The organism is Mesorhizobium sp. M0678, assembly GCF_040320505.1.
GTDB lineage: Bacteria > Pseudomonadota > Alphaproteobacteria > Rhizobiales > Rhizobiaceae > Mesorhizobium.
This window is the reverse complement of the sequence record NZ_JAMYPT010000019.1, coordinates 82530-102377: the sequence shown is the minus strand read 5'-3', so window position 1 is coordinate 102377 and position 19848 is coordinate 82530. Positions and strand designations below refer to the sequence as shown.

19 protein-coding genes and 2 pseudogenes are annotated in these 19848 nt (G+C 59.7%); 14 read left to right on the top strand and 7 right to left on the bottom strand.

Features of this window, described 5'->3' with window-relative positions; all coding sequences use genetic code 11:
- The coding region (locus tag NKI29_RS26170) for a sulfate/molybdate ABC transporter ATP-binding protein (RefSeq protein WP_352797758.1) at positions 1–806 on the top strand (806 nt) is incomplete at its 5' end.
- An 11-nt stretch (positions 807–817) separates the two neighbouring features.
- On the opposite strand, the pseudogene NKI29_RS26165 reads toward NKI29_RS26170, so the two are convergent.
- A pseudogene (locus tag NKI29_RS26165) lies at positions 818–1070 on the bottom strand (GNAT family N-acetyltransferase); the annotation flags it as partial.
- 360 nt (positions 1071–1430) lie between these two features.
- Here NKI29_RS26165 and NKI29_RS26160 point away from each other — a divergent pair.
- Entirely contained in the window at positions 1431–2024 is a 594-nt protein-coding gene (locus tag NKI29_RS26160; protein WP_352797756.1) for a sulfotransferase family protein, read from the top strand.
- Between the two features lie 287 nt (positions 2025–2311).
- Here NKI29_RS26160 and NKI29_RS33530 read toward each other — a convergent pair whose 3' ends face one another.
- The 4 genes from NKI29_RS33530 to NKI29_RS26145 form a co-directional block, all read right to left on the bottom strand.
- Positions 2312–2416 (bottom strand): hypothetical protein, encoded by a 105-nt coding sequence (locus NKI29_RS33530; RefSeq protein WP_352693738.1) that lies wholly within the window; start codon positions 2414–2416, stop codon positions 2312–2314.
- A complete protein-coding gene (locus NKI29_RS26155; protein ID WP_502894646.1) occupies positions 2410–2847 on the bottom strand; it encodes a recombinase family protein in 438 nt (145 codons plus the stop codon). Before NKI29_RS26155 ends, NKI29_RS33530 begins: the two co-directional genes overlap by 7 nt.
- Before the next feature lie 331 nt (positions 2848–3178).
- Positions 3179–5005, bottom strand: a complete 1827-nt coding sequence (locus NKI29_RS26150; protein WP_352797753.1) for a heavy metal translocating P-type ATPase — start codon at positions 5003–5005, stop codon at positions 3179–3181.
- 123 nt (positions 5006–5128) lie between these two features.
- Positions 5129–5476, bottom strand: coding sequence for a transposase (locus tag NKI29_RS26145; RefSeq protein ID WP_502894647.1), 348 nt, complete (start codon positions 5474–5476; stop codon positions 5129–5131).
- 192 nt (positions 5477–5668) lie between these two features.
- On the opposite strand from NKI29_RS26145, the pseudogene NKI29_RS33525 reads away from it, so the two are divergent.
- Positions 5669–5872 (top strand): annotated as a pseudogene (locus NKI29_RS33525) (IS110 family RNA-guided transposase); the annotation flags it as partial.
- Positions 5873–5963: 91 nt separating this feature from the next.
- On the opposite strand, the gene NKI29_RS26140 reads toward NKI29_RS33525, so the two are convergent.
- Complete coding sequence (locus NKI29_RS26140) at positions 5964–7328, bottom strand: hemolysin family protein (protein WP_352797751.1); 1365 nt, start codon at positions 7326–7328, stop codon at positions 5964–5966.
- A 44-nt stretch (positions 7329–7372) separates the two neighbouring features.
- On the opposite strand from NKI29_RS26140, the gene NKI29_RS26135 reads away from it, so the two are divergent.
- From NKI29_RS26135 to copD, 11 genes are all read left to right on the top strand, one after another.
- Entirely contained in the window at positions 7373–7576 is a 204-nt protein-coding gene (locus tag NKI29_RS26135) for a hypothetical protein (protein ID WP_352797749.1), read from the top strand.
- 168 nt (positions 7577–7744) lie between these two features.
- Positions 7745–8419, top strand: coding sequence for a response regulator transcription factor (locus NKI29_RS26130; protein WP_023722098.1), 675 nt, complete (start codon positions 7745–7747; stop codon positions 8417–8419).
- Complete coding sequence (locus tag NKI29_RS26125) at positions 8406–9812, top strand: sensor histidine kinase (RefSeq protein WP_352797746.1); 1407 nt, start codon at positions 8406–8408, stop codon at positions 9810–9812. Before NKI29_RS26130 ends, NKI29_RS26125 begins: the two co-directional genes overlap by 14 nt.
- Positions 9809–10912: an ABC transporter substrate-binding protein gene (locus NKI29_RS26120; protein WP_352797743.1), complete on the top strand. Its 1104-nt coding sequence runs from the start codon at positions 9809–9811 to the stop codon at positions 10910–10912. The genes NKI29_RS26125 and NKI29_RS26120 overlap by 4 nt, the downstream gene beginning before the upstream one ends.
- Positions 10913–11122: 210 nt before the next feature.
- Positions 11123–12226, top strand: coding sequence for an ABC transporter substrate-binding protein (locus NKI29_RS26115; RefSeq protein WP_352797741.1), 1104 nt, complete (start codon positions 11123–11125; stop codon positions 12224–12226).
- A gap of 120 nt (positions 12227–12346) precedes the next feature.
- On the top strand, positions 12347–14017 hold the full coding sequence (locus NKI29_RS26110; protein ID WP_352508356.1) for an ABC transporter permease: 1671 nt from the start codon (positions 12347–12349) through the stop codon (positions 14015–14017).
- Positions 14010–15074 (top strand): ABC transporter ATP-binding protein, encoded by a 1065-nt coding sequence (locus tag NKI29_RS26105; protein WP_352508357.1) that lies wholly within the window; start codon positions 14010–14012, stop codon positions 15072–15074. Before NKI29_RS26110 ends, NKI29_RS26105 begins: the two co-directional genes overlap by 8 nt.
- Positions 15075–15408: 334 nt before the next feature.
- Complete coding sequence (locus NKI29_RS26100) at positions 15409–16416, top strand: AI-2E family transporter (RefSeq protein WP_352693726.1); 1008 nt, start codon at positions 15409–15411, stop codon at positions 16414–16416.
- Between the two features lie 288 nt (positions 16417–16704).
- Positions 16705–17247 (top strand): hypothetical protein, encoded by a 543-nt coding sequence (locus tag NKI29_RS26095; protein ID WP_352452020.1) that lies wholly within the window; start codon positions 16705–16707, stop codon positions 17245–17247.
- Between the two features lie 276 nt (positions 17248–17523).
- Positions 17524–17865 (top strand): copper homeostasis periplasmic binding protein CopC, encoded by a 342-nt coding sequence (copC, locus tag NKI29_RS26090; RefSeq protein ID WP_352797738.1) that lies wholly within the window; start codon positions 17524–17526, stop codon positions 17863–17865.
- 2 nt (positions 17866–17867) lie between these two features.
- A complete protein-coding gene (gene copD / locus NKI29_RS26085; RefSeq protein WP_352797736.1) occupies positions 17868–18725 on the top strand; it encodes a copper homeostasis membrane protein CopD in 858 nt (285 codons plus the stop codon).
- 726 nt (positions 18726–19451) lie between these two features.
- Here the strand turns inward: copD and NKI29_RS26080 are convergent.
- Complete coding sequence (locus NKI29_RS26080; RefSeq protein ID WP_352797733.1) at positions 19452–19592, bottom strand: hypothetical protein; 141 nt, start codon at positions 19590–19592, stop codon at positions 19452–19454.
- Positions 19593–19848 lie beyond the last annotated feature (256 nt).

Below are 19848 nucleotides of genomic sequence, written 5' to 3'. Positions count from 1 at the left end.
TCTTCCAGCACTACGCGCTGTTTCGCCATATGACGGTCGCCGACAATATCGGCTTCGGACTCAAGGTCCGGCACGGGCCGTCACGCCCGTCGGCGAAGGAAATCCGCCGCCGCGCCTCGGAACTCCTCAACCTCGTTCAGCTTTCCGGTCTGGAAAAACGCTATCCGGCACAGCTTTCGGGCGGCCAGCGCCAGCGCGTGGCGCTAGCCCGCGCCATGGCGATCGAACCGGCCGTGCTTTTGCTCGACGAACCGTTCGGCGCGCTCGATGCGCAGGTGCGCCGCGAACTGCGCCGCTGGCTGCGCGACATCCACGATACGACCGGCCACACCACCGTTTTCGTCACCCATGACCAGGAAGAGGCGCTGGAGCTTGCCGACCGCGTCGTGGTGATGAGCCAGGGCCGCATCGAGCAGGTCGGCACCGCCGACGAGATCTACGACACACCGAATTCGCCCTTCGTCTATGGCTTTATCGGCGAATCGAGCTCGATCCCGGTCAAGGTCGAGGACGGCCAGGTCTGGATCGCCGACCGCCCGATCGGGCTGTCCGCGCCGCAGGCGCCGCAAGGCGAAGCGACGCTTTTCTTCCGTCCGCACGATGTCGAACTGGTGGAAGAATGCAATGGCTGCATCGCCGGCACGGTCGCCGCCAGCCGCCGCGTTGCCGATACCAGGCGGGTGGAACTCGAAATCGGCGGCGAGCGCCAGCGGGTCGAGATCGAGCTGCCCGTCGACCATCCGGCGGCGCAGAAAAGCCGGGTGGCATTCAGGCCGCGGCGCTGGAAGCTGTTTCCGGCTGCTTGATTACGAGGCGATTACCAACTTGTGCACAACAAGACGTTTCGGCCCGCTCTTTCAACGCGCCTTAGCGAGAGCACAAGGGTCATCGGATTTTTCGGGAAAGCCGCAAAGCCGTAGTGCTCGTAGAAGGCTTTCGCTTCGTCCGATATGGCATGAACAAGAAGGCCGCGAATCCCGAGGATCGTCGCGGCGTAACGCGGTGCGCAGAACGGCGTCTTGCAACAGCGCGGCGCCTAACCCCTTGCCTTGCCAGCTTGTGTCCACGCTGCTCGAATGTCGCGCGGTCGACGTCGAGCAGCCTGATGGAGCAGGTCTGCACGGCCTTGCCGTTCAAGATGGCTTTGGTCACCGCGATCACGTTCCCGGCGGAAACTCGCCGTCGGTTGTCTCCCATCCCTGAAAGGCGTCCACGTCATCGACCGGAGCAAGCGCTGCGTCAGCGGATAGTGGTGTCGATGCACGCGTCTTTCGCCACAGCGGCGCCAGGAGCCACCATTCCCGGCGCTTCTCCAATACTGACCTTCGCGCGCTACGGCTTGAGGCGATTCGGAGCTGAACCTTCAAAGATAATAGCGAAGTAAAGGAAACAGCGGTATTTTGACCAATTGAAATCGTCGGGGGGTGCTCATGGCTCTATATGTCATTGGCGCAGGCATGGGTCGCACTGGCACATATTCGCTGAAGCTCGCGTTGGAGCATCTTGGGTTCGGGCCGTGTCATCACATGGCAGATGTCCACGCCAATCCCGAGCAGAAGGCGCTGTGGCGCGCCGCCGGACAGGGACAACTCCCGACCTGGGATGCGGCATATGCCGGCTATCTTTCCGCGGTCGATTGGCCAACGGCGCATTTTTGGCGCGAAGTGAGTGACCGCTACTCTGATGCAAAGGTTATCCTGACAGTTCGTGACCCGGAAGCCTGGTATGACAGCATGGCGCAAACAATAGGGCTCACGATGGATGCTACTACCAATGATCCACAGTCCTGTGGTGTGGCGGTGGTTGGAAACACTGTCTTTGGCGGTCGATTTGATAACCGTGATCACGCAATCGCTGTCTATGAAGCACATAACGCTTCCGTGAAATCAACGCTGCCACCTGAACGCCTTCTTACTTATCAGGCCTCCGAAGGGTGGGAGCCGCTTTGTGCCTTCTCGGTGTACAGTTGCCTTCCGCACCGTTTCCACGCACCAATTCGACTGCCGAATTTCGTGCTCGCATAGGGCGCTGAACGGCGGTTTTCCACCCCGGCCGGACCTTCCCGAGCCTCATCAGGCAATCTGATGTCTGAACGCACCAACCGACCACGTGCGCCAGTAGCAGTCATCCGATCGGACGAATCGAATGACCGCTTTGGCTAGTTCGGTTCGAATTCTTTTGCTCCAGGATGTGTTCCGCCGAACCAACCACGTAGGCATCTGGTACAATACCAATAACTGCAGGCCGGGGGTACGCGTCCGAGGAGGGCCGGTGCGTACGTCGCTGCGAAAGCGGCCAATTGGACCCACAATCAGCGAACATTCATTTTCGTCTGAGCGCCGATACGTCTCACAGTGGCCCTATGAACTCGGAAGATGCGAGCAATCTCGGCGGCGGGTGGACCATCATTCAGCATGCCGATGATTTCGGAGCGCTGATCGGACGTGAGTTTTGGGCGACGACCACCTTTTCGCCCGCGCTCCTGGCCGCTTGAAGCCCCGCCATGGTGCGTTCCCGTACGATGGCTCGCTCGAATTCGGCGAAGGAACCGAGCATCCGCATCATCATGCGGCCTGCCGTCGTGGTCGTGCCGATTGCCTCGGTCAGTGAGCAGAACCCGGCGCCGGCGGCCTCGATCTTCTCAAGGATAAGGAGCAGGTCCTTGAGTGACCGCATCAGTCGGTCTAGTTTCCGGACAACCACGATATCGCCTTCTTCGAGCTCGCCAAGAAGCCGATGGAGCTCGGGTCGATCCCAGCGTCCTCCTGATGCTCGCTCCTCCGCGAGCCGCTTGCAGCCGGCGGCTTTGGCACCGCAGACAGGCCTACGCGCTTCTCTGGAAGCCATACTTGGCCTACTCTGTCAGGGGATCAGATGAGTCGCTCGTCACGAAAACGACGACCAAAGGATCGAAGAAATCGCTGGGTCGTCAGGCGCAGCGCGATATTTGGAGGTAACGATGAATTTCACGGACAGGCGCCTCTGGTACGGTGTGGCAGCCGTGATCGTGGTGCTGTTTGTGATCGGGTATGCGGCTGGGTGGTTTGGGGGCACACCGCCACCAGCGCCACAGCAGTAAGCGTACTCTGGTTGCGGTTGCCCGGTTTCGTGGACGATGCGAATTGGACGCGTTTGTCGTCCAAAGAACTGCAAGCGCCTTAGGCTCCAAAGAGATGCGCTAAACATCTTGGATTCGAACGCGCAGCAGTTTTGCCGAATTCAGGAACACCAGGACATCTGGCCCCAAGTGCAAAATCGCTGCCTGGATAGGACCGATCCAGCCCATCAGCGCTGCGGTAATGCCCAAAACGTGCACAACACCGACACCGACAAAAATATTTTCCTGAATTGTCCGGTAAGCACGTCGAGCAATTGCGCGCGCGCTGACAATTTTTGCCAGATCATCCTTCATCAATGCAATGTCGGCGGCTTCCAGTGCCGCCTGCGTGCCGCCGCCGCCCATCGCAATGCCGACATCGGCGCGTGCCAGCGCCGGCGCGTCGTTGATCCCGTCGCCGACCATCGCCACGCGATGGCCCTGCTTTTGCAGTTCGGCGATGGCGGCGACCTTGTCCTGCGGCATCAGATTGGCACGCACTTCATCCACGCCGAGTTCCTTGGCGATGGTCCGCGCTGTGGCCTCATTGTCACCCGTCACCATCACCATGCGCTTGACCCCGGTCGCACGGAGCTTTGCCAGCGCTTCGCGCGCACCTGGTCGCAATGTGTCGGCAATCAGAATCACGCCCGCGAATTTCCCATCGACCGCGACGTGAACCGGCGTCTGTCCGCCCTTTTCGATCGCATCGGAAAGCGGCACGCCGGCCTCGCGCAGCAACGATGCATTCCCGACCAGCACGGTGCCTCCGGAGACCGTCGCCTTCACACCGCGCGCCTGCAACTGCTCGTACTGCTCCGGTTCCGGGACATCGATTTTCATCCGGGCGGCATAGTTGACGACCGCTTTCGCCAAGGGGTGAGCGGAGCGCCGATCGGCGGCGGCGGCAAGGCTGAGCAGATCAGCTTCCGAAAGCGTGCCGTCCTGCATCTCCACGCCGACAACCTCGGGCTTGTTCGCCGTCAGGGTGCCTGTCTTGTCGAACACCAGGACGTCGACCTTGGCCAAAGACTCCAGATAGACGCCCCCCTTGACTAGAATTCCACTGCGTGCGGCTCGCGCAATGGCTGCGATAATCACCAGAGGAGTCGCCAATCCGAGTTCGGCAGGCGATGTGAAAATCAGCAGAGTGACGATCATCCGAACGTCGCGGGTATAAAGATAAACCGCAACGAGGAAGATCAGCACGACCGGGATCAGCCATGACGCGACCTTATCCGCCAGTTTCTGGACGGGTGCCTGTTCCGCTTCGGCATTCTCGACCAGACTGATGATGCGGGCAAAGGTGGTGTCCGCACCAACCTTCTCGGTCTCGATGTCGAGGGCGCCGGATTCGACGATGGTTCCGGCAAAGACATCGGCGCCATCGCTCTTGTCCTTGGGAATGCTCTCTCCAGTGATCGATGCTTCGTTGACCGAAGCCGCTCCACCGACGACGGTGCCATCGACCGGGATCTTCTCGCCGGCCCGCACCAAGACAACGTCGCCCGCGCGCAAATTCTCGATCGTGACCATGCGTTCGCCACCTGCGTCCCGCACAAGCGCAACTTGGGGCACCGAGCCGATCAGGTCTTTGATTGAGGCTCGCGCACGATCCATATTCAAATCGGCAATGAACTCTGCGATCAGAATGATCACCATGAGGACCGCGCCGGCGACGGTCTCGCCTCCGATCAGCGCTACCACCGTAGCGATGGTGACGAATATCTCGGTACCGATCTTGCGCTCTTTTACGAGGTCAACGGCGCCGGTCTTGACAAGCGGATACAAACCGATGGCAACCGCCCCCCACAAAGCTTGAATGGGAATCAGCTTTTGCCAGTACAGAAAGGCCATCAGGCCGGTAAATATAATGCGAGCGACTTCGGTCCAACGTTCGCGTGTCATCAACACTCGCCAACCCGATGGAACAGCCTTAGGCGCCGGCTCAACGCTTTCGGTGGCTGCTGTCTCGGATTTCATGATTGGCTCGCTATCTGGATTGCGGTCTTGGCTTGAAGCGTGAGCGCATCAGGATCGTGTCCCAGGGAGTGGTGTAGTTGACGGCTTGGTCGCCGCAGCTTCCGGCATGGGCCGGGAATGATCAGCGCGCCACAGCAGGCTGATGAGTGGATCATCGCTCATTTGGCTGATGGTTTCCAGCGTAATGTATCTCGCCCGCTGCACGGCCCATTCATCGTTCTGCTCGAGCAGGATCGCGCCAACCAGACGGACGATGGCGTCATCATTTGGGAAGATGCCGATGACCTCGGTGCGCCGCTTGATCTCGCCGTTGAGGCGCTCGGTAACCGGTATGATCATGATGGTGCCATCTGATCCCCGCTGGAGATGCGAGATTTTCAGCGTATGTGTGACCATCCGGGACAGCGGCGCCGGGAGCACGCCAAGTGCGGGCAGGCCGATGTATTCGATAAGCTGCGAGCTCGCGTTAGTAGCTGGCCGCCCCTGCGACCTGCCCGGTTGCGCCGAGAGCGCGGATCCGTAGGTGTCGCGTCGCCCGCCGGCTCCCGATTGTTCAAGGAGAGAGGGGGCCAATGACGTGTAATTGGAATGGACATCCACCGCACCTTTGCGGAAGTGGTTTTCTGCGAAGATGGCCGGCTGCGCCATCACGGACGGGTCGACATGACCCGCTCCGGACTGGAGGGATTTGGCCGCAGCTTGAACAGGACGGACGAGGTCGTTGTCGAGGCGACCGGCAACGCCATGGGGGTGGTGCGGGTGCTTTCGCCTTTCGTCGACCGGGTGATGGTGCATCAGCATCAGTCAGGTTGGATCACGCAGGATACAGTTGGTTCGCGGGCACCGGCGACCTCGACGAGGCCATGGCGGCCCATTCATTGGCCTATGTTCTGAGCCCATCTACCTCCGATGTTTCTTGCCGCCCCGTGGGAGAGTTCCTTCGTGCGAGCAGTTTGTCGATCCGCCGGCCATCCATGTCCACGATCTCGAAGTGCCAGCCGCCATAATCAAAATGTTCCCCGACCTCAGGCAGATGCCCTAGTCGAAACAGGGCAAATCCTGCGATCGTATGGAAGTCGCCTTCAGTTGGCCGTGCTCGAAAACCAAGGCGATCGAAGGCGTCCTGGGCCGACATCATACCATCCACGAGAAGGGAGCCGTCTTCACGCTCGACGATATCCGGCTCTTCGCCTTCGATGTTGGGCAGGTCGCCGGCGATGGCTTCGAGCAAATCGGTCTGGGTAACAATTCCTTCCAGACTTCCGTACTCGTCGAGGACCATTGCTATGCGGACGGGCGCCTTCCTGAACTGCTCCAGCACTTTGAAAATCGGCGTTGATTCATGAACGACGAGCGGCTCACGGATGATCGCCATCGGATCGAGAACCTGCCCGTCAAGAACCTGGTCGAGCATGTCCTTCTTCAGAACCATGCCGAGCAGTTCATCGATACCGCCCTTGCCGACAAGGAGCTGCTCATGGCGGCAATCGCGGATCGTACGAAGAATCTCGGTTCGGTCATCATTCACGTCGATCCAGTCGATATCCGGCCGAGGCGTCATGATGTCACTGATGCGGCGCTCGCCGATATTGAAGACCCGCTCGACCATCTCCCGCTGCGCCTGCTGCAACAGCCCGCCTTCCTGACTGGCCGAGATCAGAAGCTTCAGCTCGTCTGGCGAGTGCAATGAATCCTCACCGGTTCCCGGGCGCAGGCCGCAGAGTCGCAGAACGAGGTTGCCGAGACCATTCAGCATTAGAATCGCCGGCCTGAGCAGAAAGAGGAACAGACCGAGCGGACGCACGACCCAGAGCGCAGTGTCTTCGCTGCGCTGGAGCGCCAGACTCTTTGGTGCGAGCTCGCCAAGCACGATGTGAAGCGCGGTGATGATGATGAAAGCGATCGCGACGGCGACAGTGTGTGAGCCCGCAGTCGCCAACGACCCCAGCAGCCCGATCAAGAGAGGCTCGACGAGATGCGCGAGAGCAGGTTCGCCGATCCAGCCGAGCGCCAGCGATGAAATGGTGATGCCGAGCTGGGTCGCCGCCAGATTGGCATCGAGATTGTCGACGGCCCGCTGGAGCGCTGCCGCGTTCAGCCGCCCAGCCGCAGCGAGTTCGGCAACTCGGCTTCGGCGCACGGCGACCAGGGAAAACTCGGCGGCGACAAAGAAGCCGTTTGCGGCCACGAGTAGGAGAACCGATAAGATTCCAAGAATGTCGCTCAAACTGCCATCGCCTGTCGGCATGATATCCTCTTAATGACGCAATTGGATACGTCTCTGAAGCGCAAATGATGGCATTGCGCAATCGCTATCAGCATCACGATCGCCAGAAGCATAATCTCCTGATGGCGATGGTGGTGCATCTACTAGCGACTGATCACGGTGCGGTCGAATACGTTGAATGCGGCAAAGTGCGTGGTCCAGCCGTGGCTTGCAGCGCGGGTCATGTACCGACGCGCCCCGTTCTTGGCGTGGATGCGCAGATCACATGAAGGCAGACGCCATCACGCAGCCCGTCGACAAAGCTCAAATGATTGGATAGCTTGAACTGCTGACGGTAACAGGGCTGAAGCCAACGCGTGATCTGCAGATGATGTCAAGCGCCTCTCCGCAAAGAGGTGACGCTTGATAGGCGGCTGCTTCCGTGCAAATGCTCCGGCATGCGAATTCTCCTCGTCGAAGACACGCGCGACGTTGGCGAGGCTATCAGCCGCCGCTTCGAAACGATCGGCCACGCAGTCGATTGGGAGACGGACGGCCGTGCTGCCGCAGAGATCCTCGATTTCACCTGCTACGATCTCGTCATCCTCGACGTCATGCTGCCCAGCCTCGACGGGTTTGAAATCGTTCGACGGCTCCGGCAGGCAAGGAATACGACCCCGGTTCTGATGTTGACGGCCCGTTCCGAGATAGAGGACCGCGTTGGCGCGCTTGATCTCGGCGCCGACGACTATCTGGTCAAACCGTTCGATTTCCGGGAATTGGAAGCGCGCGCCCGTGTTCTGCTCCGGCGGAAAAGCGGCGAGGCGACCAACATCGTACAGTGTGGCGATGTCGTGCTCGACCGCGGCAGCCGCTCAGTGCGAGTAGGCAGGCGCGAGGTGCAATTGAAACGACGCGAGATGACGTTGCTTGAGATACTGGCGTCGCGGCCAGGCCGCGTCTTCAGCAAAGATGAACTTATCGATCAGCTTTTCGGGTTTGACGAGCCGGCCAATCAGAACGCGATCGAACTTTATGTCGGGCGGCTGCGCAAGAAGCTGGAAGGCGCCAAGGCGCAGATCGTTACCGTGCGGGGCGTGGGATATCAGCTGGCTTCCGATGATACCGGCTGAGCCTTCCCTTTTCACGCGCCTGGCGGTCCGCATCTCGCTGGTGCTGGGCCTGGGTGCGGCTCTTCTGGTGAGTGCGGCGTCGTACTACGCACGTACCGCCGCCGATGACGCCTATGACCGGCTTCTGCTTGGTGCGGCCATCCAGATGGCAGACAGCCTTACGGTTGAATCCGGTTCGCTCATCATCAACCTGCCGGTATCAGCTTTTGAACTTCTGGGCCTCGCCAGCCGCGATCGCATCTTCTATCGCGTGATCGGCCCTTCCGGCGCGACGCTGACAGGTTATGCCGATCTGCAAACAGAAGTTGATCTGGCCGCAATACACGATGTCCCGGTATTGGAATCGGCGCATTATCGCGGCGAACCGGTTCGGATTGCGGTGGTGGCGCGCGCACTGTCCGATCCAGCCGTATCCGGTTGGGCGCATGTCATCGTTGGGCAGACCACGGAAGCCCGCCGCGCGCTCGCGGGTGAATTGACTCTCAGGGCGACCGTCCTCCTGGCGGTCATGAGCATATTGGCTTTAGCTGGAGCGATGATTGCTATTCGCTATTCTCTGCAACCGGTCAAGCATCTCGGAGCGACGCTCCGCCGTCGCGATCCACAAGACCTGACGCCGGTAACGGTCGTCGTACCGAGAGAATTGCGGCCCTTCGTTACTTCCATCAATTATTTCATGAGTCGGCTCGACGAGCGCGTGAAACTCCTGCAGCGCTTCATCGCCGACGCGGCGCACCAGATCAGAACGCCGCTGACGGCGCTAACGGCGCAGCTCGATCTGTTGAGTCAAGCCAAGCTGGACAAGTCGAGCCGCCAGCATCTCGATCGCGTACAGCAGCGCGCCAGCGAACTTGCGCGCCTGACCAACCAGTTGCTCAGCCACGCCATGGTCATCCATCGTGCCGATTCCGTGCAGCTTCAGCGGCATGATCTGGCAGATGTCGCACGGCGCGCTTTCCGTGCGGCGGTTCCGATAACTATCGATCCGGACATCATCGTCTCCTTCGAGGCGCCTGACGACGAGCCGGTCGTGCTTGCGGACGCCGTCAGCCTTCGCGAAGCGATCGTCAATATCATCGACAATGCCTTGCGCCATGGAGTGGTGTCGCGCCTTGAGGTCAGAGTACGCAGCGACGGTACACGTGCCCATCTCGAGGTCGAAGATGACGGACCGGGCATTCCGCGGGGCGAGTGGGAGCGGGTTACGCAGCGCTTCGAAACGTCCAAATCTCATGACGGCAGCGCAGGTCTTGGTTTCGCCATCGCGTCGGAGGTTGCGGCGGCTCACGGTGGCGCGCTGACCTTTCGCGAGACAAGCAAGGATGGCGGGAAGGGCACGCAAGGGTTCACCGTCACCTTGACGTTGCCCATCGCGACGGAGAAGACCGGATGATAACGGGAACATTGCCGACATTCGGTTTGATGGCTGCCGTCGTCTTATGCATCGGTCACGCGGCAAGAGCTGCTGAAGGAAGCAGCGCATTTTTCCCTTCGTCTCAGCCGGAGAAGGACCGACTGTCGATCCACGCCGCGACCGATCTGGCGGCAATGGAACCACTGATCCGGGATTTTCAGTCCGTTTTCCCCAACGTGGCAGTCGACTATGTTGAATATGTCACCAACGACTTGCAAAGGAGTGCCAGTGAAGCCTGTCGGACGGACGCGGTGCTGGGCGACATCTTGTTGTCTCCGTCGGTCGACCAACTTGTGAAGCTCGCCAATGACGGCTGCGCGGCGCCGCACGTGTCGGCCGAAACCGCGCATGTCGCCAATTGGGCAAACTGGCGCGACGAGGTATTCGGCTTTACCTACGAACCGGCCGTCTTCGTCTATAACGCCCGCCTCGTGCCGTCCGGCGACGTACCGCGCACCCACATCGAACTCGCCGATCTTCTCAGGCGGCGGATCGATTTTTATCGCGGACGGGTCGGAACGTTCGACATCCGACTTTCGGGCATCGGCTACTTATTGGCGTTCAGTGATGCGCGGCAGACGACGGCGGTCTACGGTCGGCTTCTGGAAAGCATGAGCCGAGCGGAAACTGTGGTGCGTTGTTGCACCGCGGAGACCCTTCAGGACGTTGCAAACGGGAGCCTATATATAGGCTACAATATGATCGGGTCATACGCCTACGCGGCGGCCAGGGGCAATTCCGACTTGAGGGTCGTTGTCCCGCGGGACTATGCGCTGATACTCAGTCGTGGCGCGCTCATTCCGAAGACGGCGCCGAATATGGACGTTGCCAAACGATTTCTCGACTACCTTCTGTCGGCCCGGGGACAGAAGGTTGCCAGGGATAGCGCCTTCTTCTTTGCCGAGAACGGGCAATTGCCTGAGGGAGCGGACGGCCCGGAAAAACTTGGGGAGTCTGGTATCGCGCGCGCCATACGCATCGGCCCTGCGTTACTTGCCGTACAAGACGAGGCGTTGCGCCGCCGCTTCATCGAGGATTGGAGCAAGTCCATGATCGATGCGCAGGGCCAGCGACCGTGACGCGTAGGATGCCGCCCCAAGATTTCAGCAATCCCGCAATACGTCGATGTGGCCGATCCCGCTGTCATCGACAATCTGATCACGACCCATCGGGCCTAGTCGGCTGAGCAAACCTCGACATCGCCGTGACAGGTTGGTGACAGGTCAGGATGATACTCGCCTTTTGTGCCTGGAGGAGGTACGATTTAGGCGAACTTGGAGGAGACCCTAATGAAAAATCGTCTTGCGACGATGATGGCCGCGTTTTCGCTGTCAGCCGCTTTCGCGACGCTTGCCGCCGCTGCCGAGATCCCCGCCGGGTATCCGGACAACTACAAGGATCTGGTGGCCGCCGCCACCGCGGAAGGACACCTCAGCATCTATTCGACGACCGACGCGGCGCTGGTCCAGCCCTTGCTCAAGGACTTCGAAGCAGCATTCCCCGGCATCGCCGTCGAATATTCCGACCTCAATTCCACCGAACTCTACAATCGCGTCATTGCCGAAACCGCTTCGGGCCAAGGCACGGCAGATGTCGCATGGTCTTCGGCTCCGGATCTGCAGATCAAACTTGCCTCAGACGGCTATGCGCAGGAATACAAATCCGTGGAGGCGGCCCACCTTCCGGCCTGGGCGTCCTACAAGGACATGGTCTATGGTACCACCGCCGACCCGGTGACTTTCGTCTACAACAAGCGTCTCGTGCCTGAAGGCGATGTTCCCGCAACCCACGCCGATCTTCTCAAGCTGATGACCGGGAAGACCGCAGAATATGATGGCAAGATCGCGTCCTACGATCCGGAAAAATCCGGTGTCGGCTTCTATTTCTACAACCAGGACGCCAAGAACTGGACCGATTCCTGGGCGCTTAACAAGGCTTTTGGCAAGGCCCATATCAAGCTCTACAGCTCCGCCGGCTCGATGATCGAGAAGGTCACGTCTGGCGAACATTCCATCGCCTATGGCATCTTCGGCTCATATGGCCTCGCCAAGCAGGCCAAGGACGAGAACCTCGGTGTGATAATCCCGAAGGACTATGTCCTGGTGACCACCCGCGCCACCGTCATTCCGGCGGAAGCCCAGGATCCCAATGCTGCGAAGCTATTCGTAGACTATCTGCTGTCGGCGCGCGCGCAGAAGCTGATCGCCGACGACATCAAGCTCTATGCCGTTCGTGATGACGTTGAAGGGGCAACCACGCTGGCGTCCATAAAGGCCGCCGCCGGTGAAAACGTTCACCCGATCGCGCTCGACGACAAGCTGCTCGAAGGTCTCGACGAGACGACACGGCTGGCGTTCCTCAACGAGTGGCAGAAAGCCATGAAGGGCGAGTAATCGCTTGATCGGGAGTGCCTGCACAGTCGGCTCTCTCACCCTTCTTGCTATTAAGAATCATCGGAACGGCGCGCTTGCGCTCTTGCTAGCGGACGGCCCCCGGCTTTGTTCGAGGCGATCATGCCCTTCCGTGTCTTTCGTGTCAGCACCAACCTCCTCGCCATCCTGGTGGTGCTGGCACCGGTCACCCTGATCATTTATCAGAGTTTTCTGTCCGCGCCTTTCTTCCAGAAAACCGCGCATCTGTCGCTGAACGCCTACAGCTTCATCCTCGCGGACGCGGATTTCTGGCTAGCGCTGACGACTTCGCTCAAGCTCGCGGTGGGCATGACGGTGATCGCAGTTCCGGTGGGAATCCTGCTGGCGTTCATCATCGTGCGCACCGACGTGCCGGGCAAGCGCTGGCTGGAGCCGATCATCCTGATCCCGGTTTTCATGTCGGCGGTGGTGCTGGCCTTCGGCTATGTGATGACACTGGGACCAGTCGGCTTCGTCTCGCTGGCGGTCAAGTCGATGATCGGCTACGTGCCCTGGAATGTCTATTCGGTGACATCGATCGCGATCATTGCCGGGCTCACCCATGTCCCACATGTCTATCTCTATGCATCGGCGGCGCTCCGCAACGTTGGCGCCGACCTCGAAGAGGCGGCACGCACCGCCGGCGCTGGCCCTTGGCGCGTCGCCGCCAGTGTGTCGCTGCCCATGGTGATGCCGGTGGTGCTCTATGCGGCGGTTCTGGTGTTCTTCCTCGGTTTCGAACTTTTCGGCCTGCCGCTGGTGCTTGGCGATCCGGAAGGCGTGCTGGTTCTCGCCACCTATCTCTACAAGCTCACCAACAAGCTCGGTGTTCCTTCCTACCAGTTGATGGCCGTAGTGGTGGTGGCGATCATCATGATCGCGCTGCCGCTGGTGGTGCTGCAGCGCTACATGCTGCGCAACGCCAGCCGCTATGTGTCTGTCAAAGGCAAGGGCAGTCGGCACAACCCCATCCGGCTGGGCGCTCTTCGCTGGCCGGCCTTCGCGCTTGTGGTGGCCTGGTTCGCGGCCACCGTGATCATACCGGTGGGCGGCGTCGCAATTCGTTCACTGGTGACAAGCTGGGGCGTCGGGGTGAATATCTTCCAGGTGCTGACGTTGGATCACTATCGCGATCTCGCTGACTATCCGAATGTCATCAGCGCCATTCTCAACACGGTCGGCGTCGCGGTGGTCGGCGGCGCGGCTTCGATCGCGGCCTATACTGCCGTGGCACTCGCCGGTCACCGCTCGAACGCACCCCTGACCAAAGTCGTCGATTACGTGGCCATGATACCGCGGGCGATGCCGGGCATTGTGGCTGGCCTTGCCATGCTGTGGATATTTCTCTTCTTCAAGCCGATCGCACCCCTGCGTGCCACGATGATCTCGGTATGGCTCGCCTATACCATTGTGTGGTTCGCCTATGGCATGCGGCTGATTTCCGGAACGCTCCTGCAGATCGGCAAGGAGCTCGAGGAAGCCGGCCGGTCAGTTGGCGCCAGCGAGGGCCGGGTCGCCAGGGACATCACGCTGCCGCTCATCCGCGGCGGCATGTTCTCAGCCTGGCTGTTGATCTTCCTGATCTTCGCCCGTGAATATTCGACGGGCGTCTATCTGCTCGGACCGGGAACCGAAGTGATCGGCTCGCTCATGGTTTCCCTTTGGGGCACCGGCGCGATCGATCTGGTTTCCGCTCTCGCCGTCATCAACACCGTCATCATCGTGACCGGTCTTGCCCTCGCAATGCGCTTTGGAGTCCGCCTCAATGACTGATATCATCATAGACGGCCTGCGCCTCAGTTACGGCACCCTCGAGATCCTGAAAGGTGTGTCCTTTTCGGTCGAACCGGGTCAGATCGTCGCCTTGCTCGGCGCGTCCGGGTCCGGCAAGACGACGCTCTTGCGAGCGGTCGCCGGTCTGGAGACACCCAACAGCGGCAAGATACTGCTCGGTGACAAGCCGCTTTTCGATGCCGGGCAGAACATCAATCTGGCGCCGGAAACGCGCGGTCTCGGGCTGGTATTCCAGTCCTATGCGCTGTGGCCGCATCGGACGGTGTCCGAGAATGTGGGTTATCCCCTGAAGCTGCGCAAAGTGTCCCAGGCAGATGTTGCGAGCCGCGTCCAGAAGGCTTTGGACAGCATCGGCCTCGGCAAACTGGGCGAGCGCTATCCGCATCAGCTCTCCGGCGGACAGCAGCAGCGCGTGGCGCTGGCCCGTGCGCTGGTCTATGAGCCGAACGTGATTCTGCTCGATGAGCCGCTGTCAAATCTGGACGCCAAGCTACGCGAAGAAGCGCGGATCTGGCTGCGCCGCCTTATCACCAATCTCGGGCTATCGGCGCTGTGCGTCACCCATGATCAGGTGGAAGCGATGGCGCTCGCCGACCGCATCCTGCTGCTCAACGGCGGCCAGATCGAACAGGACGGAACGCCCAAGCAAATCTACAACAAGCCGAAGAGCCTGTTTGCAGCAGAGTTCATGGGTGCCAGCAATCGCCTTGACGGCGTGGTCACCGCCATCAACGGCAACCGTGCGGAAATTGTCGCCAACGGCATCCATCTTGTGGGCAGCGCCCAGCAGGAGCTGACCGTCGGCGCCAAAGTCACCGCACTCGTCCGGCTTGAGCGGGTGACGTGGTCCGGGGAGGACGGGCCTGGACGTATCGCCATGACCTGCGTCGAGAGCCTTTTCCTTGGCGATCGGCATGAAGTCATTTTCGAAAGCAATGACCTGACAATCCGGACCTATTCCCGGGACGCCCTTCCGTCCGGCCAATACTATGTCGAGTTCCCCTTCGAGGATCTGATGGTCTTCGCGGCGGAATGAACTTCGGCTTCACTACGAAGAGGATCATTCTTGCCAACCGGCATAAACATCCTCGAGCGGCTGACCTGCCATCGGTAATTTCCTCCATCTGAGATTAAAGTCCGGCCTCGATTTAAGGGCGGACTGATGAAGAGAATGCGGTTTACGCAAGAGCTGATCATCGCGGTCCTGCGTGAGCATGAGGCGGGGCAAAAGCGGGCGACCTGGCGCGCAAGCATGGGATCTGCGAGGCGGTTAGCCTTACACACGTGTCGAAGGCGTGTTCGCTTGCGCATCACCGGGTATCAAAGCTAATGAAACCCGGAGAGGACTTGGCTGCTTCTGCAGGTGAAAAGTGCTGACTTTCTCATGGTTCTATCTCGCGTCGTGCCTGCTTGCGCTTATAGCGCTCGTCGCCGTTCTCGAACTCGGACTGCTTCCGGCACTGCTTTCGGGCCTTCTCGTGTTCAACATCGTTCATTTCGCCGCACCGATGCTCCATCGAATCGGCGTCTCCAACAGCCTGACGAAAAGCCTTGCGCTGACCTTGGTGGCATTGATCTTCACGCTCCTGGTAGCCGCCGCTATCTTTAGCGGCATGTCGCAATTGACTGGCGGTTCGGAGAACGTCGTGACGCTCCTCAAGAAGATGGCCGAGATCATCGATACCGCGCGCGTCCATCTCCCATCCTGGGCGATGGCCTATTTTCCATCAAACATCGAGGAACTGGAAGTCTTCGCGGCCCGGTGGCTCCGCGAACATGCCGGCCAGCTTCAACTCGTTGGGCGGGATGTTGGCGTCCTGGTGGTCCACATTGTCGTCGGCATGGTGATCGGCGGCTTGATCGCGGTGAGCTCGGCGGCGCCATCGCGCGAGCCCGGCCCACTGGCGGTCGCGCTCGCGGATCGTGTCAACATTCTGAGCAAGGCCTTTCGCAACATCGTGTTCTCGCAAATCCGGATTTCGGCGTTGAATACGTTTCTGACGGCGATCTATCTCGTCGCTGTTCTGCCGTCCTTCGGCATCGATCTGCCATTCATCAGGACAATGATAGCGCTGACTTTCGTCGCTGGCCTTCTGCCGGTCATCGGCAATCTGATCTCCAACACGGTGATCGTGGTTGTCAGCCTCAGCATCTCCTTCCTTGCAGCGCTCGGCTCGCTTGCTTTTCTCATCATCATTCACAAGCTCGAATACTTCGTAAACGCCAAGATCATCGGTTCGCGGATCAATGCGCGTGCCTGGGAGCTTCTTCTGGCGATGGTTTTCATGGAAGCTTGGTTCGGTATGCCGGGTCTTGTCGCCGCGCCGATCTATTATGCCTATCTGAAGGCTGAACTGACGATGCGCGGGCTAATCTAGCGTTAGGGCAGGTGGCGATTTGACGACGCAAGCAAGGTTGCTGGGAAACCGCGCAAATTTGGCCACTCGCTGAACAGCACCATCTGGTTAGTGAACCCTCAAGAGTTTCGTGACCGATTTGAAGGCCCCCGTTTAATAGCACGCCCACTGCAAAGACATTAGAAGGCGCGCTAAAACATAAATTGTCCGGAGGCATGTAATCTGCTACTGTTTGATCACCGACAAACGGCTCTGGAAAGCCGTGCGTCGGACATCATGCACAAGATCAACTCAAACCGGAGAACGGCCATGAAACGGCTTCTGACGGTCGCTGCCCTTTTGGCGGCAGGCAGTTTGGTTACGATGCAAGGCGCAGCCGCCGACGACGCTGCGATGATCAAGAGCGCTGAATCTGCTGCACCCCCTGCCGTGGCAAGCGGCGCTGCGGTCTACGCCGCGGATGAAAAGGGCGCCATGCGCACCCTGCGCGAGGGCAAGAACGGCTTCTGGTGCATGCCGGACAGCCCGTCCACGCCCGGCCCGGACCCAATGTGCGGCGATGCCAACGCGATGGAATGGGCGATGGCATGGATGGAAAAGAAGGAACCGCCCAAGGGCAAGGTCGGCTTCATGTACATGCTGTCCGGCGGTACCGATGGCAGCAACACCGATCCCTATGCGACGAAGCCCGAGGAAGGCAACAATTGGATAGAGACCGGCCCGCATGTGATGATCGTCAACGCAATGGACATGATGCAGGGCTATCCGACGGACCCCAAGCCTGACACATCCAAGCCCTATGTGATGTGGCCGGGCACTCCATACGCACATCTCATGATCCCGGTTAAGTAGCTGAAATGGAGTCACGCGGGCGCCAACGCTTGTTTCGCCCGCGCTTGTCCTGATAATTACAAACGCTTGCGGCGTCCGTGACCTTCAATCGAGAGTCTCGGCGGTCGGTAGCGGGTTGGCCTGATCTCTCATCACTTTTCCGGCAAATGGAAAGTTTCGTGACAGCTCGAACAGTGGCGGCCCTGCAATACCAAATATTCGTATATTCGTCAGGAAGTGCATAGTCTTTGATGACCGTCGTCGCGGGAGGAGTTCGCGTTGAACCGGACTATCCGAATGATCGCCACACTTGCGCTGTGGAGCGTGCCATTATCCGGCCAGGCGCTTGCGCATGCTCGATTGGTCGAGGCTACTCCAGAGATCAATAGCACCATTGCCGCTCCGCCCACTGAGATTCGACTGCGCTTTAGCGAACCCATTGAGGCTCGATTCTCGGGCATCGATCTTTCGGGGCCGGATGGTGCGAAGATCACCACGGAGATCGCGGTGCGCGATAAGGACATGGTGGCACCTGTATCAAGGTCCCTTGCGCCGGGTGTTTATCAAGTTGATTGGCACGCGCTGTCAGCAGACGGGCACAAGGTGAAGGGCAATTTCAAATTTGAAGTCAGACCGTAGAAATGGACGTTGATGGCACTCTGGCCTTCGCCCGGTGGGTCTACTTCCTCTCAGTGATGATTCTATTCGGGTCGGCACTCTTCCCTTTCTATGCGCTAGGCAGAACCGCGGCTCCCGCGCTTGCGCCTCTACCCCGTAACATCAATCCTGCCCTCGCACTTGCGGCCGCAATCTTCGCGGCAATTTGGCTGCTGTGCTTTACGGCCGGGCTCTCCGGACGCGAGGGTATGGTTGACACCTTGCGCGGCGTCCTCATGGAAAGCGACTTCGGAACTGTTTGGTTTGTTCGCCTTTCGCTCGTTCTCCTGCTCCTGGTGATCAGTTTCTCGGGGCGGCCCGAATTGATCGTCGGGCCGGCTTTCTTGCTACTGACCTGCGAGGGTTGGCAGGGCCACGCGGCGGCGTTGGGCCTTCTAGGCTCACTGACTCAAGCTCTCCATGTTGCAAGTGCCGGGGCGTGGATAGGTGGCCTCCTGCCCCTCGGCCTGCTTGTCGCGGCAGCACAGCGGCATCCATCCGAAGTCGCAGGCGTGGAAACCGTCCTGTGGCGCTTCTCCCGCTTTGGTATGGTGGCGGTTGCGCTCATTTTTTTGACGGGCGCCATGAACACTTGGCTCGTGCTTGGCTCGTTCCCCGATCCGCGCAACAGCTACGGTCGAATTCTCCTGTTCAAGATCAGCCTATTCGTCGCGATGGTCAGTTTGGCGGTCTACAACCGATACGCCCTGGTCAGCCGCATGAAGTCCGAACCGGCCAAAAGCTTGGGCACATTATCTCGCAACGTTGCGCTGGAGCAGATCATCGGGTTTGGGGTGCTTATGGATGTAAGCGCGCTGGGGCTTATGGATCCGTACGCGTGACGCGCTGACTTTGCAATTATCCGCTGGCAACGTTTCTGCAATTCGCGATCGACACTCACCTCTATCCGCCTGGCGCACAGAGTGGCTGGCCGGTCTGGCTGCCGATCTCAACCAACGTCGGGACGTGTGGAGCGCGGATATATGCCTGCCACCTAGACACGATTCCATGCGTAAACGAGTAACTGCCAGCACCAGCCGGCCAGCGTTCATCGCTCCTTTGATCCCCACCCTGGTGGAGAAGCCTCCCGAGGGCCGAGGGATGGACGCACAAGTTCGACGGCTACCGCGGGTCTTCAATGCGGACCGCGTCGGAGAATAACTGGCGAATGATACTACGGGGCGACGGCGCAGCCGCCGACAGTCGGATGGAGGTCGATCTCGTCGCAGCCGCTGGGCCCGCTAAATGGCACTCTTGACTAACGTGCCAGAGGGTCCATTTTTTGACCCTGCGGTGTGCTGATATCGAAGCCCCTCTTTATCCCGGCGCTCGCTGCTATATGCCTGAGATCGCCGCTGGTGCGTGCCGATAATGTCGATCTGGCGTTGGAAGCTTTTCACGGTATTTGTCTTGCCCATGGACCTGACTTCGAACGAACCGTCGCTGCGGCCAGGAGACGCGGATGGACTCCGTTGTCCGGCGACGCAGCACTTGCCCCCGTCGATGACGTAGACGCCTTCCAGGGCTGCGAGGCGACCGGTGACGACGTACAAACTTGCTCCATAAAGCTATTCGATGTCGACCGCGCCCCATTCAAGGAGCGTTTCTTCGCCCGGACGGATGCCGAAACAATCGGCGAGGACAGAAACGGAATGCAAGTTTCCAAACTCTACATATTGACAGCCGGCAATCGCAAGCAGCTTGTCCATTTGACGTTCCCGAGGTCCCGGATCACATCGAACACGGTCATTGCAAGCTCGATCGCCGACGACTAGGGCGGATCAGCTGGTGTTATCTGCACGGGACGCGGGGCTTTTTGCGTTTGCAAGGAACTCGCGATAGGAATGCTCTGAATCGATCTGGAGCAGCAAATTGAGCGATCGGCAAAAGATCATCTGGATGATAGTGGTGGCAATCCTTGCTGGTATCGCGGTGATCATGCTCAAACATTGGCTGAAGGGCGAC

Bases quoted from the DNA above. Each gene is read 5' to 3' on its own strand.
- NKI29_RS26160 (WP_352797756.1), top strand. From the start codon at position 1,431: ATGGCTCTATATGTCATTGGCGCAGGCATGGGTCGCACTGGCACATAT.
- NKI29_RS33530 (WP_352693738.1), bottom strand. From the start codon at position 2,416: ATGCTGAATGATGGTCCACCCGCCGCCGAGATTGCTCGCATCTTCCGA.
- NKI29_RS26155 (WP_502894646.1), bottom strand. From the start codon at position 2,847: ATGGCTTCCAGAGAAGCGCGTAGGCCTGTCTGCGGTGCCAAAGCCGCC.
- NKI29_RS26150 (WP_352797753.1), bottom strand. From the start codon at position 5,005: ATGACACGCGAACGTTGGACCGAAGTCGCTCGCATTATATTTACCGGC.
- NKI29_RS26145 (WP_502894647.1), bottom strand. From the start codon at position 5,476: ATGGTCACACATACGCTGAAAATCTCGCATCTCCAGCGGGGATCAGAT.
- NKI29_RS26140 (WP_352797751.1), bottom strand. From the start codon at position 7,328: ATGCCGACAGGCGATGGCAGTTTGAGCGACATTCTTGGAATCTTATCG.
- NKI29_RS26135 (WP_352797749.1), top strand. From the start codon at position 7,373: ATGATGGCATTGCGCAATCGCTATCAGCATCACGATCGCCAGAAGCAT.
- NKI29_RS26130 (WP_023722098.1), top strand. From the start codon at position 7,745: ATGCGAATTCTCCTCGTCGAAGACACGCGCGACGTTGGCGAGGCTATC.
- NKI29_RS26125 (WP_352797746.1), top strand. From the start codon at position 8,406: ATGATACCGGCTGAGCCTTCCCTTTTCACGCGCCTGGCGGTCCGCATC.
- NKI29_RS26120 (WP_352797743.1), top strand. From the start codon at position 9,809: ATGATAACGGGAACATTGCCGACATTCGGTTTGATGGCTGCCGTCGTC.
- NKI29_RS26115 (WP_352797741.1), top strand. From the start codon at position 11,123: ATGAAAAATCGTCTTGCGACGATGATGGCCGCGTTTTCGCTGTCAGCC.
- NKI29_RS26110 (WP_352508356.1), top strand. From the start codon at position 12,347: ATGCCCTTCCGTGTCTTTCGTGTCAGCACCAACCTCCTCGCCATCCTG.
- NKI29_RS26105 (WP_352508357.1), top strand. From the start codon at position 14,010: ATGACTGATATCATCATAGACGGCCTGCGCCTCAGTTACGGCACCCTC.
- NKI29_RS26095 (WP_352452020.1), top strand. From the start codon at position 16,705: ATGAAACGGCTTCTGACGGTCGCTGCCCTTTTGGCGGCAGGCAGTTTG.
- copC (WP_352797738.1), top strand. From the start codon at position 17,524: ATGATCGCCACACTTGCGCTGTGGAGCGTGCCATTATCCGGCCAGGCG.
- copD (WP_352797736.1), top strand. From the start codon at position 17,868: ATGGACGTTGATGGCACTCTGGCCTTCGCCCGGTGGGTCTACTTCCTC.
- NKI29_RS26080 (WP_352797733.1), bottom strand. From the start codon at position 19,592: ATGGACAAGCTGCTTGCGATTGCCGGCTGTCAATATGTAGAGTTTGGA.